This window comes from Lawsonibacter hominis, from assembly GCF_014287895.1.
GTDB classification, from domain to species: Bacteria; Bacillota; Clostridia; order Oscillospirales; family Oscillospiraceae; genus Lawsonibacter_A; species Lawsonibacter_A hominis.
Map to the genome: position 1 here is coordinate 1 of NZ_JACOPP010000042.1, position 8,469 is coordinate 8,469.

Consider the following 8,469-nt stretch of genomic DNA (forward strand, 5'->3'; position numbering starts at 1 on the left):
CCGGTCGAATCAGGCGCGGGTCAATCGCCATCAGGCGGGCCTCACCGGTCAGCTTCAGCATATTATCTTCTTCCGGCTTCACTCGGCCGGTTCGGATTGCTTCCGCCCGCAGAATAAAATCGGCCATGATCGCCTGCTGTGCGGGTGTGGCTTCCACCGAAACAATCTCCGCTTTACCAGTGCGAACAGCCGGGAGTCCGGGAATATCCAACATATCCGCTGTTTTGATGTCAGCGACCTCACGAAAGACAGCCATCAGTTCAGGGAGATTGTAGAAACGGACGAAGCGATCACGCATCCGATAGCCGCCGCCCTCCGGCTTCAATTCCAGCACAGAGGCTTTCTTTGCAAAATGGGCGATCCAGGTATCGAAGTAGGACCAGCCGAAGCGTTCCAACTCCTGCGGCTGCAAATACCGCTGCATGACGAACAGTTCGGAAATCGAGTTACTGATTGGCGTTCCGGTCGCAAATACTACGCCGCGCCCCTGATTCGTTTCCTGTAAATACTGGCATTTGAGCAGCATATCAAAGGCGCGTTGACTGCTTGAGGTTGTAATACCAGCCACATTCCGCAGCTTTGTAAAGACAAAGCAGTTTTTGAAAAAGTGCGCCTCGTCCACCATCATCATATCTACGCCGAGCTGCTCAAAGGTCAGCAGATCGTCTTTCTTTTCCTCGGCAGACAGCTTTTTCAGCCGCTCATCCAGATTTTTGCGGAAAATGACCATCTGCTTGACAGACCAATTCTCGCCATTTTCGCTCTTGATTTCATGGATTGCATTTTCAATATCGTTGATCTGCCGTTCCAGCATAGCAATCTGCCGCTCTGTGGAGATTGGGATTTTCTCAAATTGGCTGTGCGCCAGAATCACTGCGTCATATTCTCCGGTGGCGATTTTAGAAATGTAGCGGTTGCGGTTTTTGGGAGTAAAATCCTCTGCGGTGGATACCAAAAGGTTTGCATTGGGGAAAAAGCGGTAGAACTCTGTTGCCCACTGGCCCACCAGAGGATTGGGAACCACAAACACCGCCTTGTGGATCGCTCCCAGGTTCTTGAGGTACATCCCGGCGGCAATTAAAGCAGCGGTCTTTCCGGCGCCTACCTCATGTGCGGCAAGCCCCGTCCCGGTATAGATGACACGGGCAGCAAAATCAAGCTGGTGCTTCCGCAGCTTCATCTCCGTGTTCATGCCGGGAAATACGAGATGGCTCCCATCAAACTCACGGGGGCGAACTGTGTTGAAGGTTTCATTGTAGATACGCAGAAGCCTATCCCGGCGCTCCGGTTCTTTCCAAACCCAGGACGCAAATGCTTCCTGAATCTGTTGCTGCTTGGCACGGGCAATCATGGTTTCCTGTGCGTTGACTACATATTTAACCGACTTGTTGCCCTTTTCATTGATGTATTCCTGCCGGTCACGGACAGTAGTGGACTGCATATTAAGGCAATCCTCAAAAATCTCATAAGCATTTTTCCGCTTGGTTCCGAAAGTCTGGTTGACCATTACGGAATCCGGTTCCGCATTTTTATTGGTGACACGCCAGGTCGTGGTATAGGAGAAATACTCAATGTCAATGCGGTGCCGGTTGTCGCCGCCCTCGATGACCTTTTCATATCCGCTGGTCTGGAAGGTTTCATACATGAATTGGCGGTAATACTCAATGGGAACCCAGATGGCACCCATATTCACTTCGATGTCGGCAGGAGTCAGCGGCTCCGGCTGTACTTCCTCCAAAGCCTCTACATTCCGGGCAAAGAGTTCCGGTTCTTCCGCTGCCTTCTGACGTGCGTAGAGCAGTTTATCCCGCACATGACCACTTAGATATTCTTCTGCAAGTTCCCATCCTTCCAGCGGATTACCGTAGTATTTCTGGGGATTGAGATAGATGCGAGTATCCAGCTCTTGCACCAACTCCTGTGGGGCTTTTCCTGTCAGGAAGGACATATAGGGCAGATCCACCCGCAGCTTGTGATTCAGGCAGATTTGAAGGGCGTCCTCGGCGGTGTCTGCATGGTTGACCTGACGGAAAGGACGGATGGTGGCTTTAGTGAAGATCGCTGATTTATCCCAACCGGTCTTGTCTTTCCGCTCATCCTCGATAGAGCGCAGCAAGGGGAATTGGTCATCATCAGAAAAAGCGAGGATGTTTCCTTTGCTGTTGATGGCTCCATACTTTGCAACGAAGCGGTCATATACCTGATTGAGTGTGTCCTGTACTTTCTGGAGATCAACCGGGTCATACTCATGGGACTGGATGTTGATAACCTCCAGCAGCGCAGTACGGATTTCGCACAATCCCTTGATTCTTTCGGCCTTCATGCCGGTGTAAGGCTGCGGGATCAGCTTATCTTTTTCACAGAAGAAGATCTCGCCATTCCGCACAACATAGGTGAAGTTTTTGGTTCCGGCCGGAGCGTCCTCATACTCTGTATTGCTTTCTTCCGGTTCGTCTGCCTCAATTTCTTCATCTGGCTCTGCTGTGAAACGGGCGTACAGGGAGTCAACCGCTTGGGTAAGATGCTGGTTCAGGTCAAAATCTTCCGGGGCAACACAGGCCGTCCCATCTTCGTTGCCGTACATATTCCGGCTGCTCACCATCTCGCCCATGAGCATTTCGGGATTATCTTTGAAATAGCGGTTATAGGCGATCCATTTACTGCGGTCCAGGTCAGTTTCAATCCAGGACGGAAGATTCGCGCGATCAAGTTCTATGGGCTGCGTTCTCTTTTTCAAGAAAACAACATCCGCTGTTACATCGGTTCCCGCCAAAGCCTTGAACGCTGTGTTGGGTAGGCGAATGGCGCCGATGAACTCTGCCCGCCGTGCGATATATTCCCGAAGGCTCTCGTCCTTGCGATCCATAATTCCTTTGCTGGTGATAAAGGCAATGATACCGCCCGGTTTTGCAAGGTCCAGGGACTTGATGAAGAAATAGTCATGGATGTACGGGTTCAGGTCATTGTAGCGCCGGTCATAGATTTTCACGGAGTTGAACGGGATATTGCCCAGAATCACATCAAAGCTGTTGTCCTCAAATTTGGTGGCTTCATATCCCATGATGGAAATATCCGCATCAGGATAAAGCTGCTTTGCGATTCTGCCGGTGATGGAATCCAACTCTACGCCAAACAGCTTGCTCCCTTGAAACTGCTCCGGCAGCACAGAATAGAAGTTGCCGGTTCCCATACCGGGGTCCAGGATTTTTCGGTCAGGGCCGCCCTCGAAGCCAAACCGTTCCAGGGCGCGGTAAATGTGCCGGATCAGGTCAGGCTCGGTGTAGTAGGCTGTGATGGTGGAGTTCATGGCTGCCTTGTATTCCACATCAGTCAGCAGGGACTTCAATTCCTGATATTCGTTCTCCCAACCAGAGGCCGTACTGGAGAAAGCATTGGCAAGCCCGCCCCATCCGACATAACGGGCAAGGATGATTTGTTCTTCCAGTGTCGCTGTCCGCTTTTCCAGCTCAATCTGCTTGAGCAGCTTGATTGCCATGACATTGTTTTTATATTTGGTTTTTGCTCCACTTGGATACAGGTCATAGTCCTCAGAAAAACGGAAGTTGTGTGTGGCGACCTGCGGCGCCGCAGGTCGCTCACGAAGGGGCGCCAGATCAGTGGGGGTGGCTTCATCCATAACAGCGGGCGCCTCTGCTGCTGTACCATCGCCCATTCGTACAAAGGCGCGAATGGGGCGCAGTTCTTCCAGCTCTTTTTCCAGCCGGTATTGCGTGTCCTCCAGATCGTCCATGTCGGCAGCTTCTTGGGGGGAGAGAATAGCCCCACCGTCCAGGCGCCGCACATAAGCGTCAAATTCCCGCGTAATATCTTCAAGGTCATTTTGTACCCGGAGATAGTCGGGATTGGGCTGTTCATCCACCACGGCTTGGTACAGGGCCGAGCCATCCTCGGTCAAATACCCCCATACAATTTCCTCATTGGGATATTGCCCTTGCAGATAGCGGAGCATCTGGGTTGCGATACCTTGACGGCGGTAGTCCTCCAGAACTTCAATCATGCTGATATGGGGCCGCCCCTCAAAAATACTGTACCGGATGGTTCCAACCGTCAGCTCACCTCGGACCGCCTGCATCAGCATATCAATCTGCCCATGATGGGCGTCCAGGGCTTCGTCTAAAATCTGTGTTTCCTCTGCTTCATCGTGTTCCCAGGGAGCCATACGGGTTTCATAATCGTCAATTATTTCTTTGGTTATCCCTTCCGGCTTTTCCGGGAGCAGATCATACAGCTCTCGCATTTTAGCTATCTGTGCATGGATGCTACCCGCCCACAAATGCTTTTCGTGCTGATGGCCTTCACTTAGAAAATACTCGCAGTCCGCTTTAAGGCGCCCTAAAAGGCCATATTCAAAACTGTAATCATACGGTTCTGTTTCTCCCTCAAGCGGCTCATCGGTTTCCGGCTCCGGCAGACTGACAACAGGGGTTTCCAGATAGCGGCCTTCATCCACCAGGCGTTGCACGACACCGGCAGCCCGCGCCCAGGACAACTTTGTTTCCTGTGTTTCGCCCTGCTCATCCTGCCATTCGATAGTGACACCTTCACTATTGAACATGGCGTATTTCACGCCCATTTCATCACCGGAGAACCCTTCATATCCATATAGCTTTTTTAGGAAAGTAGTAAATTCTGATCCGGTGGGGTGGGTCTGAGCAAACTCGTAGATTTGTTCTTTTTTTCCTGCGGTAAGTGGGCCTCTTTGCATGACACGCTCAACAAGCAGATCTTCCGTACTCTTTTCCAAGGACAGAAGGGAGAGCTGCTCCGGCTGTTCTTCTTCCACGACCGGAACAGCTTCGGCAGCCGGGCGCAAATCCACATCGACTTCTTCATCGTTGACCATCATAGAGGCCCGCACCGGCTCATAGCCTTGGCTGCGGATATTGTTCAGCCAGGTGGCAAAGAAACTGTTGAACCCGTTGATTGCTTTCTCGTATGCGGGGTCGTCGGGATCAGCCTCGTTATATACACCAATGCCGCTGTTCTCATAACTGAAAGCCCGAAGTGTCCCAGCCTCTTTGTCGATTTGGAAGTCCATATAAGGGTCATACATCCGGTCGCCGTTCTGCATATAGTAATGCTCCATGCAGTAATGGGAACCGTATTTATGGTGAATGACCAGAGGATAGTAGGCTTCTCCGGCCTCCAGCCGCAGATACTCATATTGACCGGACACAATCTCCGGGAACAACTCTTGAAAGCGGCGGAAATTCTTGTGCGCCGTCGTGTTTTCTTTGACGGGCGGCGGTGTAGGCTGCTCCGCTGTATCTGTGGGGAGAGCCGTTTCGGGGGCCTCCACAACAACAGGGGGATTTTCGTCAGGAACGGATGCAGGCTCGTCACCGGCTGCTGGCGTGTCGTTTTCCATTTGAACAATCGCCTGCGGCTTGACCGGTTCCACTACGGTTTCTCCGGCTTCATAGGCAACAGCATCCAGAACATAATCAAAATCCGCTTCTCCAATGGTCATTTGCCGGTGAGGACCGCCCATTTCATCAACTTCATCAGGGATGTTATAATCCCCGATGGGGTCAGGTTGCTCCTCTACAACAGGATTGGGATAGTCGCCATCCTCGATCATGGCATCCAGTAAAAACGCCAGCCCGTTCCAGGGAATGTAGGTATAGCCTTCATCAAAGAAAAATGAAATGCCATCTTCACCATGCAACCGGGTACGATAGAGAAAATCGCCCTGATATTCACGGTCGCCATAGGGAGTAAAGAGAGCCGCAATCTGCCGCCCTTTGTCTGACCAGTCAGGATTGAGCGGCGGTTCTGACAATACGCTGCGAACCGCGCTGTGCAGCTCTGGGGGGTATAGATTGGGGCTGGTCAGGATGTACTCATAATTGCGCCGGACTTCTGCATCGGTAAAATGGCGTGTCGGTTGTTCCGCAGGAACAGAAAAAGAGCCGTCCTTTTCAGACGGCTCTCCCACAGGTGCGGCGCTCGGCGCCACTTCTGTATTTGGCTGTTCTTCGGTCAGCGGGGAATCAGGACTACGCTCTGGAGTACGGTTTCCTCCGCCATCAGTTTCAGACTGTTCAGGTGTCGCGTCCGCTCCATGATGTCCTCGGTCTGCGGAAGCGGCTCCTGCTGGAGCATTTGCTGCGTCAGGGCTTCGATCTTCTCGGTCGCCTCGTCCTGTACCCGGTGCATGATCTCCATCAGACTGCCATCCATTTTCAAAGTCGTAAATCGCTCCGGGTGATTCTCTCTGAGGTATTCCAGGGCCATCCGGCCGTACCTGCCCAGAGGTTGATCTGCTTCGCTGCTGTTGGAGATTTGCAGATCGGGAAGCATCATCCCGTCCTGCTCCCTGTATTTCAGATTGATATTCGGTTTGCTCATGTTGTGCCATCCTTTCACGATTGATAATCTTGATGTTCCGTTCTACTTCTAACAGGATACCTTTGGAAAGGGCGGTTACTGCCGTACCCAGATGTGCAACCAGCGGGAGTGTATTAAAATGGCTGACCGTCGCCATGCCGTCACTCAACTGGATTTCTTCATCCGACAGGTGACACTTTTTGCCGATGAAATAAGAAATGCTGTCGGTCAAAAGCTGGATGTATTGGGCTTCAAAACCACCGGCCGGGATCTCGGTGAACAAATGGCCTTTGGTTTCCTGCTTGAGTTCCTGCAAAAAGTGGTTGTAATTCTCTGCGACAGATTCGCTTGCCATCGCATACAGCGCTTGGGGAAAATCCTGCTTGGGGAAACCGTGTGCATACGACAGGCGCTCGGTCAGGGCCTTTTTCATTTCATCGGAAAGCTGCCAGTCCGTAGGATGAATCTCTTTGCCAGTAGTTTGGCTTACATCAAAGAGATAGTCAAGAGTGAGTTTGGCATTCCGGTAGACGCAAACGGCTACGCCCTTTGCACGGGGAATCAAATTTCTGCCTATGGTGGCCCATTGCTTTCGTGTTGCCAGAATAGAAACATCCTCGTCCTGTGCGTACACAAGAAGTATGTTGTCAAAACTGTGCTTATGGAACTGCGATGCAAATGCCAGATAATCCCGCCAGTTGTGTTCATTTCGGACAATATAGGGAGCCATGACTTCATATATCGTCCGCAGGCGTTCATCATTTCTCAACGGTATCTGACCTCCTTCCTGTATTGGTGATTATGGCCGGTTATCCGGCCTCTTGCTCGGACTCCTGTCCTTTCTGAGCAAAGTAGAGGGCAAGCGCCTCGTCCACAATGCTGTCGAACTCTTTCTGGCTGATGCTGGCGGTAAAGTATTTCTTGTAAATCGCCGGTTTGACCTTGAACGCCGTAGCCGTGGATTTCTTGGGTTTCCGGTTAAACTCGCCGGACAAAATCTGTTCGGTACGCTCCGGGGTCAGCTTTCCGGTATATTCCCGCAGCAGGACAACCTTTCCCTCATTGACCTTGTACTCGCTTCCCGAAAGCACATCGTCAACCATCTGCTGTTCCTGTTCGGTCAGATAAGAGAGCTGCACAGCTACCACAATCGGGAACTCGGCATCATCAATTCTCCTTTTCAGCGGAGTAATCAACTCATTGATGCGGAGATAGTTTGCAACAGCACGGCCTTTCAGGTCATATTCTGCGCCCACAACATCACGGCTTTTCGACTTGTGGCACTCGATGCCACAAGTCCCGTTTTCCCTGATTTCATCAGGGTTTTCAAGCCGTTTCAACTCCTCGACAATATCGTTCCGGCGCCCCTGACAGATCATTTTGGAATAGCGCAGAGTCAGCACCGCCGCTTTTTCAGAGGGCAGCATTTCGGAGAAGGAGCGTTGCAGGACATTGGTTTCGATCACATAAATCCAAGCATCTTCATCGGAGAGATTTTCCTTGACGATACAGGGAAGTTCACGGTTTGCAATGGCTGCGGCGTTCTGCCGGTTATGACCGGCCAGCATTTCATACTCAAAGCCATCTTCATCCCGTTCGATCTTGCGGATGATGGCGGGATTCAGGACCCCATGTTCCGAAATGCTTTCTACCAGATCATTGAGCCGGTCGCCCTCATACAGCCGGAACGGATGGCCTCGGAAAGCACGAATGGCCTGCGGGGGAAGGGTGATGATGGTATTCTTGGTCGGCAAGGATACGGAAGGGGTAGGTTCAATAGGGCTTTCTTCTGCGGCATCCAAGCCCAGAAGATCGTCAATGGACTTGATGCGCGGATTGATTTTAGGCATTTGCCAGCACCTCCTTTGCAAGTTCCAGATAGGCAAGAGAGGCGGGGTTTGCCTGCTCCAGTTCCATGACGCTCATTCCGTAGCTGTTTGCATCCCCCACCTTGACCGTGTAGGGAATCTGACAGTTGAAGATGGGGAGCGATTGAAACGCCTTTGTGACCTGACCGTATGTACGGCGATACAGGTTCGTCCGCTTGTTGCATTTGGTGAACAGGATACCGCCGATCTCAATGCTGGGATTTAATTTCCGCTTGATTTTCTTGATGGT

General features: G+C 51.6%; 5 protein-coding genes. 1 reads left to right on the forward strand and 4 read right to left on the reverse strand.

Annotation, left to right across the window (positions count from 1 at the left end; genetic code table 11):
* A partial coding sequence (locus tag H8S57_RS15800; protein WP_186908949.1) for a GNAT family N-acetyltransferase occupies positions 1-5,980 on the reverse strand: 5,980 nt, incomplete at its 3' end.
* 23 nt (positions 5,981-6,003) lie between these two features.
* Positions 6,004-6,372: a TnpV protein gene (locus H8S57_RS15805; RefSeq protein ID WP_025544199.1), complete on the reverse strand. Its 369-nt coding sequence runs from the start codon at positions 6,370-6,372 to the stop codon at positions 6,004-6,006.
* Positions 6,373-6,490: 118 nt separating this feature from the next.
* Here H8S57_RS15805 and H8S57_RS15810 point away from each other — a divergent pair, with 118 nt between their 5' ends.
* Positions 6,491-7,150 (forward strand): hypothetical protein, encoded by a 660-nt coding sequence (locus tag H8S57_RS15810; protein ID WP_055180665.1) that lies wholly within the window; start codon positions 6,491-6,493, stop codon positions 7,148-7,150.
* A 10-nt stretch (positions 7,151-7,160) separates the two neighbouring features.
* On the opposite strand, the gene H8S57_RS15815 is transcribed toward H8S57_RS15810, so the two are convergent.
* On the reverse strand, positions 7,161-8,201 hold the full coding sequence (locus H8S57_RS15815; protein ID WP_055180663.1) for a ParB N-terminal domain-containing protein: 1,041 nt from the start codon (positions 8,199-8,201) through the stop codon (positions 7,161-7,163).
* Positions 8,194-8,469: LysM peptidoglycan-binding domain-containing protein (locus H8S57_RS15820; protein ID WP_186908950.1), on the reverse strand; the 276-nt coding region annotated here is incomplete at its 5' end. The genes H8S57_RS15820 and H8S57_RS15815, both read right to left, overlap by 8 nt.